The organism is Klebsiella sp. BIGb0149 (assembly GCF_004362605.1).
GTDB lineage: Bacteria > Pseudomonadota > Gammaproteobacteria > Enterobacterales > Enterobacteriaceae > Klebsiella > Klebsiella terrigena.
On the sequence record NZ_SNYG01000003.1, the window covers coordinates 525,184 to 550,403 of the forward strand.

General features: G+C 56.7%; 26 protein-coding genes and 2 pseudogenes. 10 read left to right on the forward strand and 18 right to left on the reverse strand.

Going from position 1 to position 25,220, the window contains the following annotated elements:
* Window positions 1-229: 229 nt before the first annotated feature.
* The gene (gene rihA, locus EDF75_RS14290; RefSeq protein WP_133599893.1) at window positions 230-1,165 is read left to right on the forward strand and encodes a pyrimidine-specific ribonucleoside hydrolase RihA; all 936 of its coding nucleotides are present in this window, start codon (window positions 230-232) and stop codon (window positions 1,163-1,165) included.
* A 496-nt stretch (window positions 1,166-1,661) separates the two neighbouring features.
* Here the strand turns inward: rihA and EDF75_RS14295 are convergent, their stop codons facing one another.
* On the reverse strand, window positions 1,662-1,997 hold the full coding sequence (locus EDF75_RS14295; protein WP_133599894.1) for a hypothetical protein: 336 nt from the start codon (window positions 1,995-1,997) through the stop codon (window positions 1,662-1,664).
* Between the two features lie 849 nt (window positions 1,998-2,846).
* Here EDF75_RS14295 and EDF75_RS27640 point away from each other — a divergent pair.
* Window positions 2,847-2,921, forward strand: a pseudogene (locus EDF75_RS27640) (hypothetical protein); the annotation flags it as partial.
* 415 nt (window positions 2,922-3,336) lie between these two features.
* On the opposite strand, the pseudogene EDF75_RS27645 reads toward EDF75_RS27640, so the two are convergent.
* From EDF75_RS27645 to EDF75_RS14320, 6 genes and pseudogenes are all read right to left on the reverse strand, one after another.
* Window positions 3,337-3,399: pseudogene (locus EDF75_RS27645) on the reverse strand (hypothetical protein); the annotation flags it as partial.
* 158 nt (window positions 3,400-3,557) lie between these two features.
* The gene (locus EDF75_RS14300; protein WP_133599895.1) at window positions 3,558-3,956 is read right to left on the reverse strand and encodes a hypothetical protein; all 399 of its coding nucleotides are present in this window, start codon (window positions 3,954-3,956) and stop codon (window positions 3,558-3,560) included.
* Window positions 3,953-4,270, reverse strand: a complete 318-nt coding sequence (locus EDF75_RS14305) for a hypothetical protein (protein ID WP_133599896.1) — start codon at window positions 4,268-4,270, stop codon at window positions 3,953-3,955. The genes EDF75_RS14300 and EDF75_RS14305 overlap by 4 nt, the downstream gene beginning before the upstream one ends.
* A complete protein-coding gene (locus tag EDF75_RS14310) occupies window positions 4,267-4,476 on the reverse strand; it encodes a hypothetical protein (RefSeq protein WP_133599897.1) in 210 nt (69 codons plus the stop codon). Before EDF75_RS14310 ends, EDF75_RS14305 begins: the two co-directional genes overlap by 4 nt.
* A gap of 221 nt (window positions 4,477-4,697) precedes the next feature.
* Window positions 4,698-5,735 (reverse strand): NADP-dependent oxidoreductase, encoded by a 1,038-nt coding sequence (locus EDF75_RS14315; RefSeq protein WP_095097561.1) that lies wholly within the window; start codon window positions 5,733-5,735, stop codon window positions 4,698-4,700.
* A 64-nt stretch (window positions 5,736-5,799) separates the two neighbouring features.
* Complete coding sequence (locus EDF75_RS14320; protein WP_045855240.1) at window positions 5,800-6,375, reverse strand: helix-turn-helix domain-containing protein; 576 nt, start codon at window positions 6,373-6,375, stop codon at window positions 5,800-5,802.
* 204 nt (window positions 6,376-6,579) lie between these two features.
* Between EDF75_RS14320 and EDF75_RS14325 the strand changes: the two genes are divergently transcribed.
* Together EDF75_RS14325 and EDF75_RS14330 are read left to right on the forward strand one after the other, a co-directional pair.
* A complete protein-coding gene (locus EDF75_RS14325; protein WP_133599898.1) occupies window positions 6,580-7,098 on the forward strand; it encodes a GNAT family N-acetyltransferase in 519 nt (172 codons plus the stop codon).
* Window positions 7,095-7,544: a DMT family transporter gene (locus EDF75_RS14330; RefSeq protein ID WP_133599899.1), complete on the forward strand. Its 450-nt coding sequence runs from the start codon at window positions 7,095-7,097 to the stop codon at window positions 7,542-7,544. Before EDF75_RS14325 ends, EDF75_RS14330 begins: the two co-directional genes overlap by 4 nt.
* Before the next feature lie 8 nt (window positions 7,545-7,552).
* On the opposite strand, the gene EDF75_RS14335 is transcribed toward EDF75_RS14330, so the two are convergent.
* Window positions 7,553-7,786: a YdcY family protein gene (locus EDF75_RS14335; protein ID WP_133599900.1), complete on the reverse strand. Its 234-nt coding sequence runs from the start codon at window positions 7,784-7,786 to the stop codon at window positions 7,553-7,555.
* A 17-nt stretch (window positions 7,787-7,803) separates the two neighbouring features.
* On the reverse strand, window positions 7,804-9,405 hold the full coding sequence (locus tag EDF75_RS14340; protein WP_133599901.1) for an ABC transporter substrate-binding protein: 1,602 nt from the start codon (window positions 9,403-9,405) through the stop codon (window positions 7,804-7,806).
* A gap of 269 nt (window positions 9,406-9,674) precedes the next feature.
* Between EDF75_RS14340 and EDF75_RS14345 the strand changes: the two genes are divergently transcribed.
* Entirely contained in the window at window positions 9,675-11,108 is a 1,434-nt protein-coding gene (locus EDF75_RS14345) for an aldehyde dehydrogenase (protein WP_133599902.1), read from the forward strand.
* A 28-nt stretch (window positions 11,109-11,136) separates the two neighbouring features.
* Here EDF75_RS14345 and EDF75_RS14350 read toward each other — a convergent pair whose 3' ends face one another.
* Both EDF75_RS14350 and EDF75_RS14355 read right to left on the reverse strand, forming a co-directional pair.
* A complete protein-coding gene (locus EDF75_RS14350) occupies window positions 11,137-11,886 on the reverse strand; it encodes an alpha/beta fold hydrolase (protein ID WP_133599903.1) in 750 nt (249 codons plus the stop codon).
* Between the two features lie 72 nt (window positions 11,887-11,958).
* Window positions 11,959-12,132, reverse strand: coding sequence for a GhoT/OrtT family toxin (locus tag EDF75_RS14355; RefSeq protein ID WP_071844920.1), 174 nt, complete (start codon window positions 12,130-12,132; stop codon window positions 11,959-11,961).
* Window positions 12,133-12,323: 191 nt separating this feature from the next.
* Between EDF75_RS14355 and yncL the strand changes: the two genes are divergently transcribed.
* Window positions 12,324-12,419, forward strand: coding sequence for a stress response membrane protein YncL (gene yncL / locus EDF75_RS14360; protein ID WP_071844919.1), 96 nt, complete (start codon window positions 12,324-12,326; stop codon window positions 12,417-12,419).
* Between the two features lie 51 nt (window positions 12,420-12,470).
* Here yncL and EDF75_RS14365 read toward each other — a convergent pair whose 3' ends face one another.
* Window positions 12,471-12,839, reverse strand: a complete 369-nt coding sequence (locus tag EDF75_RS14365; protein WP_438826566.1) for a hypothetical protein — start codon at window positions 12,837-12,839, stop codon at window positions 12,471-12,473.
* A 542-nt stretch (window positions 12,840-13,381) separates the two neighbouring features.
* Between EDF75_RS14365 and EDF75_RS27100 the strand changes: the two genes are divergently transcribed.
* Both EDF75_RS27100 and EDF75_RS14370 read left to right on the forward strand, forming a co-directional pair.
* The gene (locus EDF75_RS27100; RefSeq protein ID WP_095097533.1) at window positions 13,382-13,504 is read left to right on the forward strand and encodes a small membrane protein; all 123 of its coding nucleotides are present in this window, start codon (window positions 13,382-13,384) and stop codon (window positions 13,502-13,504) included.
* A 599-nt stretch (window positions 13,505-14,103) separates the two neighbouring features.
* A complete protein-coding gene (locus EDF75_RS14370) occupies window positions 14,104-14,778 on the forward strand; it encodes a hypothetical protein (RefSeq protein WP_133599904.1) in 675 nt (224 codons plus the stop codon).
* A gap of 55 nt (window positions 14,779-14,833) precedes the next feature.
* Here the strand turns inward: EDF75_RS14370 and patD are convergent, their stop codons facing one another.
* From patD to EDF75_RS14400, 6 genes are all read right to left on the reverse strand, one after another.
* Window positions 14,834-16,258 (reverse strand): aminobutyraldehyde dehydrogenase, encoded by a 1,425-nt coding sequence (patD, locus tag EDF75_RS14375; protein ID WP_133599905.1) that lies wholly within the window; start codon window positions 16,256-16,258, stop codon window positions 14,834-14,836.
* A 22-nt stretch (window positions 16,259-16,280) separates the two neighbouring features.
* Entirely contained in the window at window positions 16,281-17,087 is an 807-nt protein-coding gene (locus tag EDF75_RS14380; RefSeq protein WP_133599906.1) for an ABC transporter permease, read from the reverse strand.
* Window positions 17,077-18,006 (reverse strand): ABC transporter permease, encoded by a 930-nt coding sequence (locus EDF75_RS14385; protein ID WP_041145352.1) that lies wholly within the window; start codon window positions 18,004-18,006, stop codon window positions 17,077-17,079. Before EDF75_RS14385 ends, EDF75_RS14380 begins: the two co-directional genes overlap by 11 nt.
* Before the next feature lies 1 nt (window position 18,007).
* Window positions 18,008-19,021, reverse strand: coding sequence for an ABC transporter ATP-binding protein (locus tag EDF75_RS14390; RefSeq protein ID WP_133599907.1), 1,014 nt, complete (start codon window positions 19,019-19,021; stop codon window positions 18,008-18,010).
* A 17-nt stretch (window positions 19,022-19,038) separates the two neighbouring features.
* Window positions 19,039-20,184, reverse strand: coding sequence for a putative ABC transporter substrate-binding protein YdcS (gene ydcS / locus EDF75_RS14395; RefSeq protein ID WP_133599908.1), 1,146 nt, complete (start codon window positions 20,182-20,184; stop codon window positions 19,039-19,041).
* Between the two features lie 299 nt (window positions 20,185-20,483).
* Window positions 20,484-21,902 carry an aminotransferase-like domain-containing protein gene (locus EDF75_RS14400; RefSeq protein WP_132510554.1) on the reverse strand — a complete coding sequence of 473 codons (1,419 nt, stop codon included), beginning with the start codon at window positions 21,900-21,902 and terminating at the stop codon, window positions 20,484-20,486.
* A gap of 310 nt (window positions 21,903-22,212) precedes the next feature.
* Here EDF75_RS14400 and EDF75_RS14405 point away from each other — a divergent pair, with 310 nt between their 5' ends.
* Together EDF75_RS14405 and EDF75_RS14410 are read left to right on the forward strand one after the other, a co-directional pair.
* Window positions 22,213-23,688 (forward strand): MFS transporter, encoded by a 1,476-nt coding sequence (locus EDF75_RS14405; protein ID WP_133599909.1) that lies wholly within the window; start codon window positions 22,213-22,215, stop codon window positions 23,686-23,688.
* Window positions 23,685-25,214, forward strand: a complete 1,530-nt coding sequence (locus EDF75_RS14410) for an FGGY family carbohydrate kinase (RefSeq protein WP_133599910.1) — start codon at window positions 23,685-23,687, stop codon at window positions 25,212-25,214. The genes EDF75_RS14405 and EDF75_RS14410 overlap by 4 nt, the downstream gene beginning before the upstream one ends.
* Window positions 25,215-25,220 lie beyond the last annotated feature (6 nt).

Genomic DNA, 25,220 nt, shown 5'->3' on the forward strand with positions numbered 1-25,220 from the left:
TTACGTCGAATTTCATCTGTCAATATCTGCCCTCTGACATCTATAACAACCTCCTGCACCATTCCCAGGGGTAAGTGCACCTGGCGTGCGATAGCCTGTTCCGAGACTTTGTTAATCAACCCATTAAGATTCGTGGAGATATTATAATTTTTCACCTCTACTGAACTCAGTTCTCCGAGAACATAGTCAGGTCTGACACTACCAGATATCGCCCATAAAAGGAGCTACTATGGCACTGCCAATCATCCTTGATTGCGACCCGGGTCATGATGACGCCATCGCTATCGTTCTCGCCCTCGCCTCACCTGAACTTGACGTCAAAGCCATCGCCTCCTCCGCCGGCAACCAGACGCCGGAGAAAACCCTGCGTAACGTGCTGCGCATGCTGACGCTGCTGCAACGCCAGGATATTCCGGTGGCCGGCGGCGCGCGTAAGCCGCTGATGCGGGAGCTGATCATCGCTGACAACGTTCACGGCGAAAGCGGGCTCGACGGCCCGGCGCTGCCGGAGCCTGATTTTGCCCCGCAGAACTTTACCGCCGTCGAGCTGATGGCGAAAACGCTGCGTGAAAGCCCGCAGCCGGTGACGATTGTCGCCACCGGCCCGCAAACCAACGTCGCCCTGCTGCTGAATAGCCACCCGGAACTGCACAACAAGATCGCGCGCATCGTGATGATGGGCAGCGCGATGGTGCTTGGCAACTGGCAGCCCGCCGCCGAGTTTAATATCTACGTCGACCCGGAAGCGGCGGAGATCGTCTTCCAGTCGGGTATTCCGGTGGTGATGGCCGGGCTGGACGTCACGCATCGGGCGCAGATTCATGATATGGATATCGAACGTTTCCGCCAGGTCGGCAACCCGGTCGCCACCGTTGTTGCCGAGCTGCTCGACTTCTTTATGGAGTATCACAAGGATGCTAAATGGGGATTCACCGGCGCCCCGCTGCACGACCCCTGCACCATCGCCTGGCTGCTGAAGCCGGAGCTGTTCACCTGCGCTGAGCGCTGGGTCGGCGTGGAAACCCAGGGGAAATACACCCAGGGCATGACGGTGGTCGATTATTACTTCCTGACCGGTAATCAGCCGAATACCACGGTGTTGCTGAATGTCGACCGGGAGGGTTTTGTCGACCTGCTAGCCGAGCGGCTGGCGTTTTATGGCTGAATCAGGGTTCTGCAAGACGTTAATAATTGCGATACTGCCTTCTGGATAAAGACGAGCCGACCGGAAACGTCGGCAGTTTGCAGAGTATCAGGCGATGAGTTTGTCAGGCGCAGGTCCTGTCTGTCGTTCGTCAATGACCCTGACTTTGATACCTCTATCAGAGCGTTAATTTCAGTATCGTGACCTATAAACAGCGTTTATGCGGCCTATATTCAAGAATAACGGCTCCGAAGACCCGTTACGACTGACGGTATATCAGGTCCGGTCTTCATAGCCGTTCTCGTGCATCCAGACTATGCCACCAGGGCATTTTTAGGAAAGAATATACTCTGTGAGCACACTACCCCGTCGCATAACCACTCTGAGGTTGTTTTTTATACATATCGATATCAGTTATGTGTAATGACCGCTATTTTCCGGCCACTTGAGAAGTATCACCACACATTTATTTACACTAATGTCAACCCCCCCATGAAATGGGGGCGAAGAATTTACTCTACTTTATCACTGGCCCGAGCCATTCCAGCTTTTCCCTCATGCTTTCAGGAACTAAAGAGAATAAAGTTGAAATTCTCTTCAATTGATGCTCGTATAAGAAACTTTTCTTTTCACTACAGTCCTCATAGTACCAGCGAGCATTTTTATTTAAAAAACAAATATCCAAATCATTAAAATCATCATACTTCAACAGCAAATAAAATTCATGTATAAGCTGAGATTCATAATATACAGACCTATCCATTGCTTTAAAAAAAGCGCCATGAGTGGACACACTTCTTATTTGCAACAAACTCCCCTGAAGGATGCCTAAGTATATATCTTTTTTTCCCATAACATGATCCCTTGTGTAGTTTCCCTTGAGGGATACCTCAAGGGAATTGTTTATTTTATCATTGGGCGTGATTCAGAAGCACCCACATAATTCGCATTATACGTCCACGTTCCATTTTTAATCAATTGTTTTATATACTCTGAATTACCGGTTTCATTATAGTATTCAACAGCAGCAACCATGCGATGATTTCCATCAGATACATAGTATACCTCTTTTTTATCTATATAGCCGCTATTACCCCCTTTTCTGGGACAAGTGGAAATGTATTATTTCGCATCTGATTCTTATAGACATCGACTTCTCTCGTTTTCCTAAACCAACTTGTGTACTTCTTATATACGCTGGAACACCTTTCTGTGAAAGGATACCGACTTCAGTAAGATATTTTCCAATAGCAGGGACAACATACTTAGCTGCCCCCATCCTGTGGCCCGCATTGCGGCATCAGCCAGAGCCTCTTTTCCCCATAATTTTAATCCACAGCCTGTGCCAGCGGTCCATCCACAGGTATCAAATCTGTCAAATACATTTTCCCCCATCTGCCGTTACTGTCCGGTAATATCAAACCCAATCTGAATCCCCAGCTCTCTGTAGCCAGTAGCTCCAGATATTCAGGCCAGCATTTCATTAATACAGTCTCCGTTGTCGGTAACCCTGCAGCTTTCAAATTTTTGCTCATTTTGAGCAGACAACTGTGCCATTTATTTCACAACAGCTGCTTCTTTTACAGTCAGCCAGTTTTTTCTCCATTCTGTCGGGCTCATCATGCATCAGAAAATTATATCGCAGCACATTTTCTGCAGACGCTGCAACTGTCGCTCCTGCTCATTCAGTGGAGCATCGGAGTTTGTTGGCTCGCCATTGCACGATCCCTGTATCATCGCCTGGCTGCTGAAGCCGCAGCTGTTTACCAGCGTTCAGCTGTCAATATTTTTTTGAGAAAAGAGAATGGGTACAAGGAAATATTGAAATTATTCCAACACCTGGACATACAGACGGCAGTGTTTGTTTTTACGCCAAATCCCCGTCTGGAAAAAATCACCTTTTCACGGGCGATACCACCTATATGAAAAATGGGGTCTGGGAGTCACGTATAAACAGCTCAGATGGCGGTTCCCAGGCTGCACTGGTTAAGGGTCTGAAACGCCTTAAGGCGCTGGCTTCGGCCATGGTGATTTCAAGTGCGTCTGTGGGTTCGCAGGCGTTCAGAGAAATCACGGCTCAGGAATGGCGAACTGCCGTGGATGAACCCACCAGGCAATACCGATAAATTTCAATACAAACGATTAATTATGTCATTCTCGTGCGTTTTCGTTCCATTGCCCCTCAACCCCCTGTACCAGCGTACGGCCCACAGGATAATGTCACGCTGAAAATGCCAGCCTTTGAATGGGTTTATGTGCTGCTCCGTCAGCAAAAGGAGATGATAAGTTTATCACCTCCTTTTGCCACAGTGTCCCTAGTATTGCCTTTCTGTTAAATGATGCATTTTACCTATCCCCTCAGACATGTATCATTCTTTTTTAATACATCTTTCAACAGCGGATAAAGTTAATATTAGTTATTAAACAGATCATGCCAATTAGAACCTTTTCCGTTCCTCGGCTCATAATATTTATCTACATCAATTGATATCCATTGCCCGTTATCTTCCACACTCAACTCTTTTACAAGGATACTTACTTCACCTGTTAGATTATCTTTTTCTAATACACCTTTCAACTTTACATGATGAAATAATCGCGTCTTTCCCCCGCCATACAAGCTGACATTAGCTTCCAGATTATCAGACAGGTTTTTATTTTTAACAGCAATGGAAGGACTCGTAGTATAATCATCACCATAATCCAATCCAATAATATAAAGGTCACCATCATCCAGATAAACAATGTAACCCTCAAATGTTATTTCTTGCTCATCAAGCGAAAAAAGAGTTAATTCATTTATATTTTTCATTTCAATGTCACCACATTAAAATTCATCGCTTTTTCAAGAATATCTGCACGTATGCCAGTCGCACCATTAAAAGAATCTCTAATATCACCATTTTTATCAGGTGGAATGATGGTAAAAACCTCTGATTCTTCATGTATATATTCAGATATAGAATCAAGTATATGTTCGACGGAGTCTTGTTTTAAAAGAACAGAAGGTAGCTCCCCCCAACAATTATTAACAAAAACACCAATTTTCCCATTTTTGTCCATGCCAAACCATGTATATACAATACCAAAACCAGGTTTCCATCCAGAATGTAATGTACTAGTCATTTTTTAACTCCATTGGGCCATACTGTTTCACATTTTTTGTAAGCACCAACAATGTACCCTGCTTTAAATCCCTTATTAGCATTATAATTCCAGCGACCATCGTTTATTAAACCTTCCATATACTGTGCACGCCCTGTCTCTTTAATTTGGTAACCGGTACTCCACTGCGCCACCTGATAAGCTTTTTCGTACGACACTTTTATCATTAAGTACATCTCTGATAAAGCCTTCTGCAGCAATAAAAATGTCCATTAAAAATTCAATATTGCGCATTAGCGCTCATCTGAATAGACCAGCATCGCGCCACAAGATGCGTCGCTTAAGCCAGGAATTCACGATCGGGGAAGAGTAGTAAAGCAGGGAGTTAACGAAGGGATGCGCCTTGCCGATCCTCGCCCCGGCGCGCGGCGGCGCCGGGGCATAAGCGTTACTCGTCCGGCGAAACGCGGACCACAACCTTACCGAAGTTCTCGCCCTTCAGCAGGCCGATTAAAGCGCGGGGGGCGCTCTCCAGCCCGTCGATTTGCTGCTCGCGGTACTTAATTTTACCTTCCTGCACCCAGCGCCCCATCTCCTGCTGGAACTCGGCAATGCGGTGGCCGTAATCCTGGCCGATAATAAAGCCCTGCATCCGAATCCGCTTTTTCAGCAGCGTGCCCATCAGCAGCGGCAGACGGTCCGGCCCGTCGGGCAGCGCGGTCGCGTTGTAGCCGCTGACCAGGCCGCACACCGGCACCCGCGCCGAGGTATTGAGCAGCGGCAGCACCGCATCGAACACCTTGCCGCCGACGTTTTCATAATAAACGTCAATGCCCTGCGGGCAGGCCTGCGCCAGCTGTTCGGCAAAATCAGGTGCCCGATGGTCGAGACAGACGTCAAAGCCCAGCGTCTCAACCGCATAGCGACACTTCTCGCTGCCGCCGGCAATCCCGACGGTGCGGCAGCCTTTAAGCTTAGCAATCTGCCCTACCGTTGCGCCCACCGGCCCGGTGGCGGCGGCGACCACCAGCGTCTCGCCGGCCTTCGGCTGGCCAATATCCAGCAGCCCCATATAGGCGGTAAAACCGGGCATGCCCAGCAGGCCGAGCGCCCAGGACGGATGCTCCGGCTGCGCGCCCAGCTTCACCAGCCCGCTGCCGTCAGACAGCTCATAATCCTGCCAGCCGCCGTAGCCCAGCACCCACTCCCCGGGGGTAAAGTCGGCATGATTTGACGCGACAACCCGGCTCACCGTACCGCCCACCATCACCGCGCCGATGGCGACCGGCGGCGAGTAGGACGGCGCATCGCTCATGCGGCCGCGCATGTAGGGATCTAATGAGAGAAACACGGTGCGAAGCAGCACCTGTCCCGGGCCCGGCGAGGGCACATCGCCCTCTTCCAGACGGAAATTTTCCCCGGTCGGCTCGCCGTGTGGACGTGAAGCCAGCACCCAGCGGCGGTGACGTTGCGAATTAAAAGCCATAGCAAACTCCTCTTTTAAAGACCTGTACTGAGGCTAGCCGCAATTATCCCCGCCTGCATTGGCATTATGAGGCAGATTGATTCAGCCTGACGACCAGGTAGATGCAGGAGGTGGCGGATTCATTGATAAAGCGGCAGTCGTTCGGCGGCCCCAGCTCCAGGCAATCTCCCGCCCGCATTTCATGGCGCGTGGTGCCTTCAACAAACACCAGCTCGCCCTGCTGCAGCCAGATCAGCTGGCGCGCCAGGGCATAGGAGGCCGCGGGCATCGGGACATCGCTGCCGGCGGGAAGCTCCACCTGCACCAGATCGATAGGCAGGTCGCTGCGCGGCGAGACGTGACGGCGCAGATAGTGGCTCTGCGGATCGCGCCACACCGGCTGGTTGGCAAAGCGCAGCAGCTTACCTTCCTGCATCTCCGCGCGGGCGATCAGCGTCGACATGCTGATGCCAAAGGCGCCGGACAGACGCCCGAGCATCGAGGCCGTCGGGCTACTCTCACCGCGTTCGATTTTGTGGATCATCGCCCGCGACGCGCCGGCCCGTTCCGCCAGCTCGCTCAGGGACCAGCCTCGGGACTCCCGTTCGATGCGAATGCGGGCGCTAATGCGCTGATTGATGTTGTCTTCGATAGTATTCATAGCGTAGTACTATAGTGTATGAAATGCGGCGTAACAAGGTGGTGAAAGTGAAGCTGTTCTACGGTTCTGGCTCCCATAACTCCGCCTGACGCCGCGCCGGATGGCGTACCTTAGTAAAAAATTTTGCCTAAAACAGATGACAGCGTTGCGTACATTATTGTAATAATGTCGTACTACTATAGTGTACAAAACTTGAGGTTTGCTATGACCATCCGCTATGCCTGTAAAGAGGATTGTGCGGCGATTGCCGGGATCTACAACCATGCGGTGCTGCACACCGCCGCTATCTGGAATGATAAAACCGTCGACACCGATAACCGCATTGCCTGGTTTGAAGCCCGCCAGCTGGCCGGTTTCCCGGTGCTGGTAAGCGAAGAGGACGGCGTGGTGACCGGCTACGCATCGTTTGGCGACTGGCGCACCTTCGACGGCTTTCGCCATACCGTCGAGCATTCGGTCTACGTGCACCCCGATTACCAGGGTAAAGGGCTTGGCCGCACCCTGCTTGTGGCGCTGATTAATGAGGCCCGTCGCCTGAAGAAACACGTGATGGTCGCCGGCATTGAGGCGCAGAACCACGCGTCGCTGCATCTCCATGAAACCCTCGGTTTTGTGACCACCGGCCAGATGCCGCAGGTCGGCACCAAATTCGGCCGCTGGCTGGACCTGACCTTTATGCAGCTCCAGCTCGACGATCGCCGCGATCCGGATCCCGAGGCATGAATCAGTCGCTGACGCTGGCCTGCCTTATCGCCGCTGGGATCGGGCTGGTGGTACAGAATACGCTGATGGTGCGCATTACCCAGTCCGCTTCGACAATCCTGATTGCGATGCTGCTTAATTCGCTGGTCGGGATTGTTATTTTCGTCACCATTTTGCTCCTGCGCCACGGCGCGGCTGGCGTTCATGAGCTGGCGGTTAGCGTGAAGTGGTGGACGCTCATTCCGGGCCTGCTGGGGTCGTTTTTTGTCTTTGCCAGCATCAGCGGGTATCAGAACGTCGGCGCGGCGACCACCATTGCAGTGCTCATCGCCAGCCAGCTGGTCGGCGGCCTGATCATCGATTTAGTGCGCGCCCACGGCGTGCCGTTTCGCGCGCTGGTGGGGCCGTTTTGCGGAGCGGTCATGCTGGTGATAGGCGCCTGGCTGGTCGCCAGACGCCAGTTCTGACGCGGATATCAGAGGATCGAGCCACCTTTGGTCAACTGCTCACGCCGCCCTTCCTGCTCTTCCTGGTGCTGGCGTCCGTGATGCGCAATGGTGGTGCGTAGACGCTGCTGCTGGGTATAGCGATCGTCGCGATCGAGTTCAGCGTCATCGCTCAGTTCGATCAGCAGCTCATTCATATGGGTAATCACCCCTTCGGCAATCGCCGCGTCTACGCGGGCGATAACCTCATCCAGATGTGCCATCCTGCTCTCCTTGTGGCTTAATTCAGTTTTACCTTCGAAAAATCGCTGCCCATCAGGCTTACGCTATAGCCGCTGACGTTGCTGCGCGTGGCGTAGAAGGTTTTGCCGGTTGCCAGGGTGATCCACGGCGCCTGCTGATAAAAAATCTCCTGCGCCTGGCCGTACAGCTTGGCTCGCGCCTGCGGATCGCTGACCAGCAGCGCTTTCTTCACCAGCGCGTCGTAGGACTTGTCGCACCAGCGGGCGACGTTAGAGCCGGTTTTGATGTTATCGCAGCTCAAAAGCGTCCCGGCAAAGTTGTCCGGATCGCCGTTATCCGACATCCAGCCGAACAGGGCGCTATCGTGTTCGCCTTTGCGCATCCCGGCGAGATATTCGCCCCACTCGTAGCTGACGATTTTGGCCTTGACGCCAACTTTGCTCCAGTCGCTCTGAATCATCTCCGCGATGCGGCGGGAGTTCGGGTTATACGGCCGCTGAACCGGCATCGACCACAGGGTGACCTCTGCGCCATTTTCCAGCCCTGCCTGTTTGAGCAGCGCTTTAGCCTTCTGCGGATCGTAGTCGTAGTCCGGGAGATCTTTCTTATAGCCGAGCATATTGGCCGGCAGCGGCGATTTCGCCACGGTGCCGGAATCGAGGAACACCGCTTTAACGATCGCCTGCTTGTCGGTCGCGTAGTTCAGCGCCTGACGCACCAGCAGATTATCGAACGGTTTTTTCTCGGTGTTAAACGCCAGATAGCCAACGTTCAGCGCCTCAACCGAGTGCAGCGCCAGATCCTTATTGCCTTTGATCACCGGGAACTGTACCGGTGAAGGTGCCGGAATAATCTGGCACTCGTTGGTTTGCAGCTTCGCCAGCCGCGTCTCAACGTTTGGCGTGATCGAGAAGATCAGATGCTTTGTCGGCACCTCGCCTTCCCAATAGTGCGGGTTGGCAATATAGCGGATCTGGGAATCCACCTTATACTGCTGCAGCGCGTACGGGCCGGTACCGATAGGCCAGGTATCGACGTACTCCGGGGTGCCCTTTTTCAGCATCGCGTCGCCATACTCCGCGGAGAGAATGGAGGCGAAATCCATCCCCCAGTCGGCGAGGAACGCCGCATTCGGCTCCGCCAGTACGAACTGGACGTGATAATCGTCGAGCTTTTTAACCTCTTTGATCAGCTTATCCAGCCCGACGTCGTGGAAGTACTCGTAGCTGCCCTGGGAAACGTTATGGTACGGATGTTTTGCATCCTGCTGGCGCAGCACCGAGAAAAGCACGTCATCGGCGTTGAAATCGCGGGTTGGCTTAAAGTATTTGTTGCTGTTGAACTGCACGCCTTTACGCAGGGTAAAGGTCCAGGTTTTGCCATCCGGCGAGACGGTCCAGTCGGTAGCCAGCGAAGGAACCGGCGTGTTTTTCTGCGGGTCGAAGGTAATCAGGCGGTTGTAGAGCACCTGCGAGCTGGCCACAAACGAGGGGCCGGAGCTGGCAATTTGCGGGTTGAAGGATTCCGGCGAGGCTTCGGAGCAGTAGACCAGCGTATCGTTGCCGGCCGCCGAGGCCGCAGCGGCCGGCAGCAGCAGCGCGCTCAGCGCCAGAGCAAGGCGTGTTTTCCCTGTAGACATGGTTATAAACCTTATTAATTTGTTATATGCCCTCTAATAACAGCACAGCAGGAATCAACCGGCAAATAATCAATTGGTATCAGGTTATGCTGAAAACGCCGTTTTCGCCGATTTATTCAACACCCGCCGCCTTTTTGCACCGTTTAATCGGCTGAAGTTGTGAACTGCCTAAAAAGCTTGAAAAATAGCGTGCGATAACCGCCCTCTCTGCCCCGCGAAATCTCCCCGCTCGGTACACTCGGAAAAACGCGAAAAGATGAGGTTTCCCGATGAGCTTAACCTGCAGCCTGTACACCAACGGCCGGTGGCACGACGCCGACGACGGCGCTACCTTTACCCGCAGCCATCCGCTGAGCGCAGAGGCGCCCTCCACCGCTGCCGCCGCAAGCCTCGCCGACGCCCGACGCAGCGTTGAGGCCGCGGCCGCGGCATTTCCACAGTGGCGCGATACCTCCCCAGGCGAACGCCGTCGCCTGCTGCTGAACGCCGCCGAACAGATGCTGCTGCGCGAAGCCCGGTTTATTGCCGCTATGGCGGCAGAAACCGGCGCAACGGCGCACTGGTCCGGCTTTAACGTCCATCTGGCCGCCGATATTCTGCGCGAAGCCGCCGCGCTCACGACCCAGATTGAGGGGCAGATAGTGCCGTCAAACGTGGCGGGGAATCTGGCGATGGCCGTGCGTCAGGGCGCCGGCGTCGTCCTCGGAATGGCGCCGTGGAACGCGCCGCTGATTCTGGCGACGCGGGCAATTGCCACTCCTCTGGCCTGTGGCAATACGGTGATCCTCAAGGGCGCCGAGCTGTCGCCCGCCTCTCAGGGATTAATTATTGAGGCCCTCGCCGCTGCCGGCTTCCCCGACGGCGTGATCAACTACCTGACCTGCGCGCCTGAGGATGCGCCGGCGTTGGTCGAGTCGCTGATTGCCCATCCCGCGGTGCGGCGGGTCAATTTTACCGGCTCCACGCCGGTAGGCAGGATCGTTGCCCGCACCTGCGGTCAGCATCTTAAGCCTGCGGTGCTCGAACTAGGCGGGAAAGCCCCGCTGCTGGTGCTCGATGACGCCGATCCTGAACAAGCGGCGGCGGGCGCCATATTTGGCGCTTTCGCCAACGCCGGGCAGATCTGTATGTCAACCGAACGCATTATCGTCGACCGGGCAATTGCCGATGAGTTTGTCGCGCTTATCAGCCGCCGCGCGGCGAACCTGCCCGCCGGTTTGATCGGGCCGGTCGTCGATATGAAGACCGTGACGCGCTGCAATGCGCTGATTGACGATGCGCTGATAAAAGGCGCCAGGCTGCTGTGCGGCGGCAAAGCCACGTCGGTGCAGATGGATGCCACCCTGCTGGACGGCGTCACCCGCGACATGCGCATCTGGAGCGAGGAGTCGTTTGGGCCGGTGAAAGCGATTATCCGCGTCAGCGGTGAAGAGGAAGCCCTGGCCGTCGCAAATGAGAGCGAATACGGGCTTTCATCGGCGGTATACAGCCGGGACAGCGCCCGGGCATGGAACGTCGCGCAGCGCTTGCAAACGGGGATTTGCCACATTAATGGCCCCACCGTTCACGATGAGGCCCAGATGCCGTTCGGCGGCTGTAAATCCTCCGGCTACGGACGCTTCGGCGGGCGCGCGGGCGTTGACGAATTTACCGAACTGCGCTGGATAACCCTGCAAATGCAGCCCCGCGAACTGCCGTTTTAACCCATTCCGCCGGCCGGGGTCGATCGCTTCAGCAGCGGCTGGCGATCGCGGCCGCCAGCGCGGCAGGATTTTCCCAGGCCATCGAGTGCCCGGCGTCGGGCACAACCCGCAGCGTAATCCCTTGCGCGACGGCGTCCTCGGCTTCCTGTGCCGGAAGCGACAGCTCGCCATAGATAAGCGTCTTCGGACAAGAGAGCTGGCAAAAAAGGGTAAACCATGATGGCGTTACGCCGCAGACCAGGCTGGCGGCCCCTCGCCAGACGGCCCAGGAGGCGCTGTTCTGCAGGCACCCGGCCCAGGGCGACGATTCCGCCGCCAGCATCTCGCCATAGCCGGCGGCGACAAACTCCGCTTCGCTCTGCGCGGCAATCGCCCGGCTGTATACCCCACCGCCGGCGTACAGATTGGGTTCGGCCACCAGTAGCGCAAGCACGCGTTCACCCAGGCGTTCAGCCGCCTCGATGGCAATACTGCCGCCCATGCTATGGCCGTACAAATAGCAGCGCGACAGCTGCAGGTGGTCAAGGAGTTCGACCACTACCCGCGCCTGTTCCGTGGTGCTGTAACCAAACTCAGCGGGTTTATCGCTGTAGCCGTAGCCTGGGAGATCGATAAGCACGACCCGCCGCCCGCTCAGCGCGGGATCGGCAGCCACTCGAGGATAATCGTACGAGGAGGCGCACCCCAGACCGTGGATAAACACGATCGGGTCGCCACCGCCGGGCAGATCGAGCCAGCGTACGGTGGCGCCGGCCAGAGAGGAGAAGAAACCGTTCATCGATAAGCTTCCGTTAACTAAGACTGTATTTTTATACAGTTATTATTAACAAATGCCAACGCTTACTTCATCTCAGAATAGCGAAACGAGGAGTGCGGTCGGGAAGCTAAACGGCCAGGTGGCGCCGATCAGCAGCGCGGCCAGCAGGCGAATCAGACGGCTCTCTTTGGTTAAAAACCAGCTGATAACGGCGCAGATAAATCCCATCACCGCATAAAAAATCAGCATCTTTTGATATAGGGTCATTCTTAGTCCTTCCCTGAAAACGCCTTTACGACGCGCCTCTTTCAACAGCGGAAAGCGGATCAGAGATTAATGCATGACAAAGTAAAAATACTGTGGGTAGCCGACAGAAAACGCCCGATTCATCCTTGTCTGATAGCGCATCCTTTGACCTCGTACTATACCTGTAGAGGCTTACTCATAAAGGTGGCGTTATGGATGTTTCCAGCAAAACCGTAATTCTGATTAATGTCGGCGCAGCATTTGCGCTTATTAGCCTGTTATCCGTTCGTTTTGGTTGGTTTTACTGATTTTTTTCTCAGCAAAGAAACCTAAAAAAGCAGCCTTAAAGGGCTGCTTTTTTACGATTTGATAGCGACCGTATGGGCGGCTTGCACCTGTGAGGTAGCCTGCAGCACGGCCATAGCCTTGAGGTTCTCAGGGTTATATGCCGGCAGCGGATTGACCTTCTCGCTATCCCATTCAGCGGAGAGACAGACGGCTTCACTTGCCCCCTGCTTTTCACAACCTAAAACGCGCTGAGCGGGCAGGTTGCCATAGAGAATGGCGCTGGCGCAGGCCACCAGCAGAAAAAATGCTATGTTTTTCAAAACAAAATCAACTTCAAAGTAACAAATTATGACAAATTTTCGCATGGCCGCCCCGTCAAAGTCAAACGCCAAACGGCCGCAAACATTTAATAGATACAAAGTTGAACTAACCATTAACATTAATTAAACATTAACTTTAATTAATAAAGTCATTGCTAAGAAATAAATCTGAAATACATTTAGCCAATACTGCTGATACGCTTAAAAAAAGAGTCCGGAGCGGGGCATGGGCTGGCAAATGGCATTACAAAAAGAATGGATATAGAAAGTCAGGATGCCAGGAAAATAAATTAACCGTACTTTTTCAGAAAAACGATCCTCCACAGCTACAGATCCGCCCTCTGCCGTCAGGAAGTATCAGATTATGCTTAAAAAATCAGCATAAACTCACGTCTAAAGATAACTAACAATAATGTATGACGAAGCGTTCTATTAGCGGAAAATGCGATACTTCTTAAATCTCGTTTTGCTGACGGAGCGGCGACTATGCCGACAACCTCAAGATTGGTGCGGCCTTAAGCCGATCCCTGGCGTCCTGACCCGCCGGCACTTCATTTGAAACAGAACAAATACCATTTGCGTTATCTCAAGGATGAATTTACATTCATAATCATTGGTTATGAATACTTTTCCAGTTGCTCATTTTAAATTTGAGGTGGTATATGTCCGGGATTGCCGTGCTTATTGTGGCGTTAATATTGCTGGTTATCGCAGTCTACAATCTTATTTCTTACGTGCGCGAACGCCGTCAGTCAAGCTTGCCGAGTAAGAAGAATAAACGCTAGGCAAATGGATTCACCTGTCTGAATAGTATCGGCAATAGCGAACACTTTATTTACCCTACCCATTTTGTGCGTATTAGCTCGCGCGCTTAGCTGCGTGAGAGCGTTACAGCGATGTAACCTCTGTCGAAATCGATGGTGTAGATCGCCCCCTTCCCTGCCCCTGCTGCCCGCTGCTGTTATTTCCGCGTTAACGCTGCCGTCTGCTGCATGCGCAAAAAAAAGCCCCTGCACTGTTAATGCAGGGGCGGGGGATATTTGCGAGCCCCATCCGGCGCTTATCTCCGGCACTCATCATGGCTTAGCTCTTGAAGGGGCATAAGAATATTCTCATATCAGCCGCCTTTTGTCTTAGCAATTCCTGCCATTGATGACTATTAGCAAGCTAACATGATTGCAGGGTGATTATCGCGCGCCAACGCCTGCAGTTTGCCGCCGCCGCGCCTGACAGCAAAACCCGGCACAACCGCCCGGCGTTCCTGTTCACTTATCAGATCCTGTGCCATCATTCTAAGGGGCTAATAAATAAAGCGCCATTAACGACTTAAGCGCGACAGACAGCCATTTCCCATCCGTTTGCGTACCACCACAAGGAGTCCTGCATGACGAATAGTCAATATCTCTATGAGCATGTTGCGCCGAATGATCCGCGCCTGCTGCAGTTTGCAGAACAGCTCAACCCCTCCTCTCAGCCTATCCTGGTACCGGTGATAGACGCGCCGGGCCCGGCAGGAAATGCTTACTGGAACGTAGAGGCTGCGATAAAAAAAGTCGGCGGGAAGATGCGCCTCGGCTGGGATATTCATCTGTGGCGGGGATGTTTCATGGTCGCCACGCATCACGCGGTACTGCAGACTGCGGAAGGCGAGTTTTTCGATGTCACCCAAAGGCCGCCGGTTTCCGGCTCCCCCTCGCTGACCACCTTTATTCCCGATGATTCTGTCAGCATCAGCCTGGATAAATCCCCGGCGGTAGCGTCGCGGTTTCTGCTGCTGAACGAAAGCCCGGAAATCGCCGGCTATGTCCGCGCCTATGAGAATCTCAACCAGTTCGAAAAAAGAATGAGCGATGCGCTCTATGAATACGGCTATCGCTGCGAAACCAACCGAACGATGGCGACGGGCGTACCGGGCGCGAAAGCCAATCTCATCAACGTGGATGAAGCGAAAGTCAGCGAAATCAGGGATAAAATTGCCGAGCTGAGCTGGATAATGAAAGATAAGATCATCAAGCTAAAACGCTATTCTGATTCGATTAACGGCCTGACGCGCCACTGATTAGCCATACCGCCGCCGACGGGCCTGAACGGACCCCGTCGGCGGCGTGCTGCCATTAGTGCTTGATCATTACGTGGCGCACGACGGTGTAGTCCTCCAGGCCATACATCGACATATCCTTCCCGTAGCCCGACAGCTTTTGCCCGCCGTGCGGCATTTCGCTCACCAGCATAAAGTGGGTATTCACCCAGGTGCAGCCGTACTGCAGGCGCGCGCTGAGGCGATGCGCTCTGCCGACGTCCCTGGTCCACACCGACGAGGCCAGACCGTACTGCGAATCGTTGGCCCAGGCCAGCGCCTGCTCCTCATCGCTGAAGGCGGTGACGCTGACCACCGGGCCAAACACCTCGCGCTGGACAATATCATCCTCCTGCTTCGCCCCGGCCAGCAGCGTCGGCTGGTAGTAGTAGCCTTTCCCCGGCGCCCTGCTGCCGCCGGTCACCACTTTGATGTGCGCCAGCGCGCGCGCGGCATCAACGGCGGCGCTCACCCGCTCGAGGTGCGCCTGCGAGCTGACCGGCCCCAGCTCCGTCGCGCCATCCTCCGGCGGGCCGATTTTCAGGCTGGCAACGGCGGCACCCAGTTTCTCCACCAGCTGGTCATAAATACCCTGCTGAGCGTAGATGCGGCAGGCGGCGGTACAGTCCTGGCCGGCGTTATAGAAACCGAAGGTCCGCACGCCCTCCACCACCGCGTCAATATCCGCGTCGTCAAAGACGATAACCGGCGCCTTGCCGCCCAGCTCCATATGCGTACGCTTAATCGAGGAAGCCGTATGGCCGATGATGTGCGCCCCGGTGGCTATCGACCCGGTCAGCGAGACCATCCGCACCTTATGATGGCCGGTCAGCGGATCGCCAACGGTTTTGCCCCGGCCAAAAAGCACGTTGAGGACGCCGGCCGGGAAGATGTCTTTTGCCAGCTCGGCCAGCTTGAGCGCAGTTAGCGGCGTGATCTCCGAAGGTTTAATCACCACGCAGTTCCCCGCCGCCAGCGCCGGCGCCAGCTTCCAGGCCGCCATCATCAGCGGATAGTTCCACGGCGCGATGGAGGCCACCACCCCAACCGGATCCCGGCGGATCATCGAGGTATGCCCTTCAAGATACTCACCGGCGGCCATTCCGGGCAGGCAGCGCGCGGCGCCGGCGAAGAAGCGGAACACGTCCGCCACCGCCGGCAGCTCGTCGTTAATCACGCAGTGCAGCGGCTTGCCGCAGTTCAATGACTCCAGTTTGGCGAGGGTCTCCGCATGGGCGGTAATCACGTCCGCCAGCTTGAGCAGGCACTCCGCGCGGGTTTTCGGCGTGGTCTGGCTCCAGCCGACAAAGGCAAGATCCGCCGCCTCAACCGCCGCATCCACCTGGGCCGCCGTCGCCTCCGCAATCTCCAGCAGGACTTCGCCATTAGCAGGATTGAATACCGGCACCAGTTCGCCTTCACCCGCCACTAATTCGCCGTTGATCAAAAGGTTATGTTGCATAGTATGATCCTGTACACGTCAGTTATTTGCCGTTTTCAGCGCTTGTGTCGCCGTCACGGGTTAGCCACCAGGCTCCTAAAATCGGAATGGTCGTCACCAGCATCACCAGCAGCGCGACAACGTTGGTTATCGGCACATCGCGCGGGCGTCCCAGCTGATTCAGCAGCCATAGCGGGAGCGTCCGCTCGTGTCCGGCGGTAAAGGTGGTGACAATAATTTCATCAAACGATAGCGCAAACGCCAGCATTCCTCCGGCCAGCAGCGCCGACCCCAGATTGGGCAACACCACGTAGCGGAAGGTCTGCCAGCTCGTCGCGCCTAAATCCATCGACGCCTCCACCAGGCTCCAGGAGGTCCGGCGAAAGCGGGCGATCACGTTGTTAAAGACCACCACCACGCAGAAGGTGGCGTGCCCGACAACGATGGTAAACAGACCCGGTTCGAGGTTAACCGCCTTAAACGCCGTCAGCAGCGCCAGGCCGGTAATGATCCCCGGCAGCGCGATGGGCAGCAGCAGCAGCAGCGACACCGCGTTCTTACCAAAAAAAGCGCTGCGCCACAGGGCTCCTGCAGCCAGCGTGCCAAGTACCAGCGCGATGGCGGTCGATAGCGCGGCAATTTTCAGTGACAATGTCACCGATTCGATAATATCTCCCCGCCCGGCCGCTTCGCTAAACCAGCGCAGCGTCAGGCCCTGCGGCGGAAAGCTGAAGGCGGCGTCTTCGGTGTTGAAGGCGTACAGGGCGATGATCAGCAGCGGGAAATGGAGGAAGATAACCCCGCCCCAGGTCGCGATTTTCAGGAACAGCGGCGCGCGTTCAGAGTGCATCAAACGCTCCCAGGCGTTTAACAAACGCCAGATAGAGGGCAATCAGGACAATCGGCACGAGGGTAAACGCCGCCGCCATCGGCATATTGCCAATCGCCCCCTGCTGGGAATAGACCATATTGCCGATAAAAAAGCCCGGCGGCCCCACCAGCTGCGGCACGATAAAATCGCCCAGCGTCAGTGAGAAGGTGAAAATTGACCCGGCGGCGATACCGGGAATGGCCAGCGGCAGCACCACGTGGCGAAAAGTTTGCCGCGGCCGGGCGCCGAGGTCGGCTGACGCCTGCAGCAGTGACGCCGGTATGCGCTCCAGCGCCGCCTGTACCGGCAGGATCATAAACGGCAGCCAGATATAGACGAAGACCAGGAAGCGGCCCAGCCCCGAGGTCGACAGCGTATTGCCGCCCACCGCCGGGATCGTCAGCAGCAGATTCAGCGCGCCCTCCAGCCCAAGATGGCGAAGAAACCACTGCGCTACGCCATCTTTTGCCAGCAGCAGCGTCCAGGCGTAGGCCTTAACGATGTAGCTGGCCCACATCGGCAGCATCACCGCGATATAGAAAAATGCCTTCATCTTGCCGCTGGTATAGCGGGCCATATACCACGCCATCGGCAGCGCCAGAACCGCGCTGGCCAGCGTGACCGCCAGCGCCATCACCAGCGTACGGATAATAATGTCGTAGTTGGCCGGGTTAAATAGCGCCTTGAGATTAGCCAGCGTCAGGTCGGTAGTGACCGACATGGTGAAATCGTCGAAGGTATAGAAGCTTTGCCACAGCAGCGTCAGGAGCGATCCCAGATAGACGATGCCAAACCACATCAGCGGCCCAAGCAGCAGTAAAAACAGCCCCAGCGAGGGCCGGCGCCAGAAAAGTCCTGACAGGCGGCCGGAAGGCGCGTTGGCGATGAGCGTTGCCATATCAGCCACCGTTATCCAGAGGGACCATCGCCGCCCGCGACCAGGAGGCCAGCACCCTTTGCCCCGCCTGCGGAGCGCTCAGCGCAGCAGCACCGTCGCTATTGGCCTGGCTCACCAGCAGCCTGCCGCCCTCCGCCAGCTTTAGCTCGATTCGCGTTGCCGCGCCCTGATACTGCACCGCCTGCACCACGCCCTCGACCTGAACCTCTCCGCCGCCGTTGAGCCTGATATGTTCCGGACGCAGCGACCAGCTGCCCGGCATGCCGCACAGCCGGGCCGAGAGCTCGGCGTCAAAGACGTTGGCCGTTCCGACGAACCCGGCGACGAAGGCCGTTTTTGGCCGCAGGTAGAGATCCTGCGGCGCGTCGACCTGCTCGATGCGCCCGTGATTAAACACCGCCACCCGGTCGGACATCGACAGCGCTTCGCCCTGGTCGTGGGTGACAAAAATAAAGGTGATCCCCAGCGCCTGCTGCAGCTTTTTCAGCTCCAGCTGCATCTGCTCGCGCAGCTTTAAATCCAGCGCCCCCAGCGGCTCATCCAGCAGCAGCACCCGCGGCTCGTTAACCAGCGCGCGGGCAATCGCCACCCGCTGGCGCTGGCCGCCGGAGAGCTGGGAGGGTTTGCGCGCGTGGACAAAGCCGAGGGCCACTTTTTCCAGCGCCTCCTGCGCCCGGCGGTGGCGCTCTTTTTTAGCGATCCCCTTCACCATCAGCCCGTAGGCGACGTTATCGAGGATCGACATATGGGGAAACAGCGCGTAGTCCTGGAAGACGGTATTGACGTCGCGCTGCCACGGCGGCAGCTCGCTGGCCTGCTGGCCAAAAATGGAAATCTCCCCGCCGGAGAGCTGTTCAAAACCGGCAATCAGCCGCAGGCAGGTGGTTTTGCCGGAGCCGGACGGCCCCAGCATCGAGAAAAACTCACCGTCGCGGATGGCAATACTGACGCCATCCACCGCGCGCACGTCGCCATACAGCCGCGAGACGTTATGGAACTCTACCGCATACGTCATTTCACGCCTCCGGCCGCTCAACGGCCGCCCATAATTGCGATATAGTCCTGGGTCCAGCGGCTGTAAGGGACGAACTTGCCGCCTTCCGCAATCGGGGTCTTCCAGAAGGCGATTTTGGCGAACTGATTATAGCCGTTGGTTTCGCAGCCTTTGTCTCCCAGCAGCGGGCTGGCTTTACAGCCCTGCGGCACCACCGGCAGCGAGCCGAACCACGCCGCCACGTCGCCCTGAACCTTCGGCGTCAGCGACCAGTTCATCCATTTATAGGCGCACACCGGGTGCTTCGCGTCGCTGTGCAGCATGGTGGTATCCGCCCAGCCGGTCACCCCCTCTTTCGGGAAGACAGTGGCGATAGGCTGGCCTTCAGCCTTGAGGCCGTTGGCCTGATACGGCCACGCGCTGGAGGCGACCACGCCTTCGTTTTTGAAGTCGCTCATCTGCACGGTGGTGTCGTGCCAGTAGCGGTGAATCAGCCCGCGCTGGTCGCGCAGCACCTTGAGCACCGCCTGATACTGCTCCTCAGTGAGCTGATAGGGGTCGGTAATACCGAGCTGCGGCTGGGTGGCCTTGACGAACAGCGCCGCGTCGGCGATATAGATCGGGCCGTCGTAGGCCTGCACCCGGCCCTGGTTGCTTTTACCGTCGCTAAGATTTTGTTTTACAAACACCACGTTCCAGCTGTCCGGCGGGGTCGGGAATACTTTGGTGTTGTACATCAGCAGGTTTGGTCCCCACTGGTAGGGCGTACCGTAGACTTTACCGCCCACGTTAAACCACGCGCCTTTCTCCACCCGCGGGTCGAGCGTCTTCCAGTTGGCGATCAGCGCCGGGTTAATCGGCTGCACGCGCTTGCCCATAATCAGGCGCAGCGACGCGTCGCCGGAGGCGGTCACCAGGTCATAGCCCCCTTTCGCCATCAGGCTGACCATCTCATCAGAGGTGGCGGCGGTTTTTACGTTGACCTGGCATCCGCTCTCTTTTTCAAACTGGGTCACCCAGTCGTAGTTTTTATCCGTCTGGCCGCGTTCGATATATCCCGGCCAGGCGATGATATCGAGCCGGCCTTCGCCTTTATCCAACGACGTCGGCGGCTCGGCGGCCTGGGCGGTCAGGAAGGCCATACCCAGCACACAGAGGCTGCCACGGGCAATTTTTTTGCTCATCGGGTGTTACTCCTGTCACAACAAAATTAGCGGCAGCCGTGCCGTAAAAATATCTCCCTTAATAACAGTAGACGGCGCGCTATGCCCCTCACGGGAAATTTATTCAGGTTGTGACAAGGGGCGCATTCCGTAAAAATCAGCAAAATCTGGACGACAATATGGATTATAGACAAGGAGTTAGGGACAGAGAATGGGTATGCGAATTTCCTATGATCGATACCGGTAAAATAATGACCGGTATCGTCTGATAATAATATTTAGTTATTTTCCGCCCGCCGTTGAACCATAGAAAAATAAGGCTAAGGCTCAGCCAGCAGCTCGCGAATAAGCTCGCCCAGGCGTTTAACCCCCTGCTCTTCTCTCTCCCCCCAGCCCCAGGCGGTATTGAAGCGGAAGAATGAGGTCCAGCTGGCGGTGGTGGAGAACATTTTTCCCGGCGCAATGCTGATGTTGTCGCGCAGGGCGCGCGCGCTCAGCTCCCCGGCATCGGCGCCCGCCGGCAGCTCAAGCCAGAGAAAGTACCCGCTGTCGCTATGGTGGATTTTGACTTCGGCGGGCAGATGGCGCAGCAGCGCTTGCCAGGCCTGCTGCTTGCGCTCGGCCAGCTGGCGGCGCAGGCGCCGCAGATGGGCGTCGTAGCGCCGGGTCGAGAGATAGTCCACCAGCGCCATCTGCATCGGCGAGCTGGTCGACAGCGTGCTCATCAGCTGCAGCTGCTGGATGCGCCTGGCGTGCTTGCCGGCGGCCACCCAGCCGATACGAAAGCCCGGCACCAGGCATTTGGAAAAGGAGCTGCAGTGGAGCGTCATATCCTGGCGGTCCCAGAATTTGGCGGGCAGCGGCTTCTCGCGGCCAAAATAGAGCTCGCTGTAGACGTCATCTTCGATCAGCACCACGCCGTAGCGCGCCAGCAGCTCGACCAGCCGCGCCTTTTTCTCCGCGCTGAGGGTAAAGCCGAGCGGGTTCTGGCCGTTGGTCATCAGCCAGCAGGCCTTCACCGGATAGCTCTGCAGCGCCTGCTCCAGCGCCGCCAGATCGATCCCCTCCTTAACGTCCGTCGCCACCGACAGCGCCTTCAGCCGCAGCCTTTCCAGCGCCTGCAGCGCGCCGTAGAAGCAGGGATTTTCCACCACCACCCAGTCGCCAGGCTCCGTGACCGCCTGCAGGCTAAGGTTGAGCGCCTCCAGCGCGCCGGCGGTGATCACTATCTCATCCGGCGAAATGTTCATTCCCTGCAGCGCGTAGCGGCGGGCGATCGCGTGGCGCAGCTCGTCGTTACCCGGCGGCAGGTTTTCAATCACGCTCATCGCCGTTGCGGTTTTGCTGACCTGCGCCAGGGAGCGGTTTAGCTGCTGGAGCGGAAACAGGCGCGGGTCGGGAAAAGCGGAGGCAAAAGGCAGCATCGAGGCCTGGCGGCTGGCCTGCAGCACCTCAAAAATGTAGGTATTAATGTCCACCGATTCATGGCGGGTCACCTGCGCCGGCGGCGCCGGCTGGCGCGACTTAACCGGCCTGGGCGCAACGTAGTAGCCCGACTGCGGACGAGCGATAATTCGCCCCTGGCTCTCCAGCAGCTGATAGGCGTGGCTGACCGTCATGAAACTCATTCCGCTGCTGACCACCTGCTCACGCAGCGAGGGCAAGCGGTCGCCGGGCTGCCAGACGCCGAGCGCAATCTGTTCGGTCAGCTGCTGTGCCAGCTGTTGGTACTTTTTCATAGATGAGTCCGCGGATGAACGTTGTGGCCCATAGTATAACAGCTGATAAAAAATGGCAGTTTATAAAAACTGTTATGCATGAAGTCATCGCGTTTCCACGTGGCCGCCTTAGATCTAAATATTAACAAATGAGTTACATGTCACAAAACGGGTCTAAAGCATCATCGCGGCTTTGACAGCGCCCTTTCTCCCTTCTAGAGTTCAGCCTACAGATTTTAGATTAGAGACTATCTGTCATTCATTAAGATGGTCTCTCATTGCCTTTTCTGTATGTAGCGGCCCTCTTACGAGTCATGTAAAGGAGACCGCTATGTCTGTCGATATACCCTCAGCTAAAAAGAATATCCGCGGCATTGACGATATTATTCAGTTTATTGATGCTCAGCCGCGCATTGCGGGAAAAGCCGGTGTTATCTGGTGGCTGGCCCTCGGTGGTTTATTTTTAGACGCTTTCTCCAATTCGGCCCTGAGCGCTGGATTAAACCCGATGACCCGCGATTTGCAGTTAAGCGCAACGGATATTGCGCTGCTTACCTCATTCTCATCGTGGGTGGCGATTATTTTTAATCCAGTCGGCGGCTGGATTGCCGACCGCTGGGGTCGGGTGACGCCGCTGATTGCGGCAAAAATATGCGCGGTCGCGGGTGCCCTCCTCGTCACTTTCTCTCCTGATTTCAGCACCATAATCACCGGAAGATTCTTCGTCGGCATTGCCTACGGCATGGATTTCGCGGTGGCAATGGCGATGCTGGCGGAGTTTACGCCCGCCCGTTTAAAAAGCCGCCTCAATACCTGGCAAGGGGTCTGGTACGTTGCCGTTTGTTTAAACCTGGGGCTGGCGCTGCTGTTTTATTCATGGAACGTCGGCGACACCATCTGGCGTTATTCCATTGCCGTCACGGCGATCTGCGGACTTATTATTCTGGTGCTGCAAGTGCGTTACCTGGTAGAAAGTCCGGTATGGTTAGCGCGCAGATCCCGGCTCAGCGATGCCGTCACGGCGATGAGGAAAATATATGGCGATCGCTTTATTCTGGCCCCCGCTGGCGAGCAGCAGGCGATTATCGGTCAGGCGCAGAAAGGCATTAAAAACGTTCTGCTTATTTTTCGCGGAGTTTATTTACCGCGCACGATACTGGCCTCTACGGTGCAAATCTGTCAGTCGATTCAATATTTCGGCGTGGGCTGGTACCTGCCGGTAATCAGCGCCAGTCTGTTCGGTAAAAACTTCGTTTACGCTACTCTTGGTTCACTATTTTTTAACATATTCGGTATTGTCGGCGGCTTCCTTTCGCCGCTTATTGGCCGCCGCATCGGGCTGCGTCGCTCTTCGGCGATAGGTTTTGCCATCGCCTTCCTGGTCCTGCTGACGCTCGGGATGTACAGCGACACGATGCCGCTGTGGGCCTCGCTGATGGTGCCGGCGCTGTTTATCTTATTTCACTCCGGCGGCCCCGGTGCCAACGGCAAAAGCCTCTCCTCCCTGTCGTTTCGCAGCGAACTACGCGCCGGCGCCAACGGCATCGTCGGCGCGCTCGGCGCGATTGGCGCCGCCCTCGGCCTGTTTATCTTCCCTATCTTCCGCGAGCAGTACGGCCTGCAGAGCACCTTTTTGATCATGTCAGCGGTACCGCTATTCGCCAGCATTGTCTGCTTTTGCATCTCCTGGGATCCCACGCGGAGCGCTATCCAGCCGGATAACGAGCCTGGCGCTCCACAGTTCGACCAGTCATCCAGCACCCGCCTGCCGCCGGTGGCGCAGGAAACCGGCAGAGGAACAAAATGAAATATTCGCAGAACGTTATTCTGTCCATTGACGAAGGAACCTCCGGCACCCGTGCCGCGGTCGTTTGTCAGGACGGCCAGGTTCACTGCCTGGAATATCACCCGCTGCGGGTGAGCAGCCCACGCCACGGCGTGGTGGAGCAGGATGCCGACGACATTCTGGCAACGACCCTGGCCGTTTGTCGCCAGACCATCGCCCAGGCCCGCAGCCTGAATATGCAGATTCAGGCCGTCGCCATCGCCACTCAGCGCTCAACCGCCGTGCTTTGGGATAGCGAAAGCGGCAAGGCGCTGGTGCCGGCAATGGTGTGGCAGGATTCACGCTACGCACAGCCGTTGGGGCAGATGGCCGGAGCCTGGGACCGTCAGCTCTTGCAGCACACCGGTCGTCCGGTAGGCATTCGCTCCCCCTATCTGTGGGCCGCGCGCCATCTGGCCGACTCGCCAACGGTCAGCGCGGCGCATAAAGCAGGACGCCTGATGTTCGGCACTATCGACAGCTGGCTGCTGTGGCATCTCACCGAAGAGCGCCGCTGCCTCTCCACGCCAACCAACGCCACCTCGGCCGGAGCCTATCGGATCCGCGAGCATCGCTATTACGCGCCGTGGCTGGAGGCGCTCGGCTTCCCGGAGCGGCTGCTGCCTGAGCTGGTCGACGATGCCGGCGCCCTCGGCACCACCCGCGAAGCGCTGCTCGGCATCGCCGTGCCGGTGCTCGCCTGCATGGGCGACCAGTTTGCCGGCGCCGCCGGGCTGGGCTGCATCACCCGCGGGCAATCGCTCTGTATGCACGGCACCGGCAGCTTTGTCGATCTGCTGGTGGGAGAGCAGGTGCCGACCCTGCATCACGCCGGCGACAGCACGCTGGTGATGACCGCCCGTCGCCAGCACGGCGTGTCGCACTACTCCGTCGAAACCTTCGTCCCGACCACCGGCTCCGCCCTCAACTGGCTATGCGAACAGCTCGTCTGGTTTGACAGCCCGCAGCAGATTAGCGCCCTCGCGGCGCAGGCCGACTGCTCCGGCGGCATCAGCTTTGTTCCGGCATTAACCGGGCTGAGGGTCCCCGACCTGCAGCCTGCGGCGCGCGCGTCGCTGAACGGCATCTCGATTTCCAGCACCCGATCGCAGATTGCCAGAGCCATTCTTGAGGGTATCGCCCACTCGGTGGCCGCCTGTATGCGCGCCAACGAGCAGGCAACCGGGCTCAGCGTGAGCGAACTGGTGGTCGGCGGCGGGATGTCAAACAGCGACGAGCTGATGCAAATCCAGGCCGATCTCAGCGGCATCCCGGTTCTGCGAATGGCCGAAACCGCACGCGCCAGCCTTCGCGGCGCGGCGTTTCTCGCCGGATCCCAGGGGCTGCTCTGGGACTCCCTGGAAGCCGCCTGTCAAACCCTGCGCGTCGCCCGGCGCTTTACGCCCGCTATCGATGGCGAGCGCCGCCGGCAGCAACGCACCCTTTGGGACAGCCGTATTCAGCAAGAGCTGGCGACGGCCGCCCTCTCATCCCCTCACCAGGAGTAAAGGCGC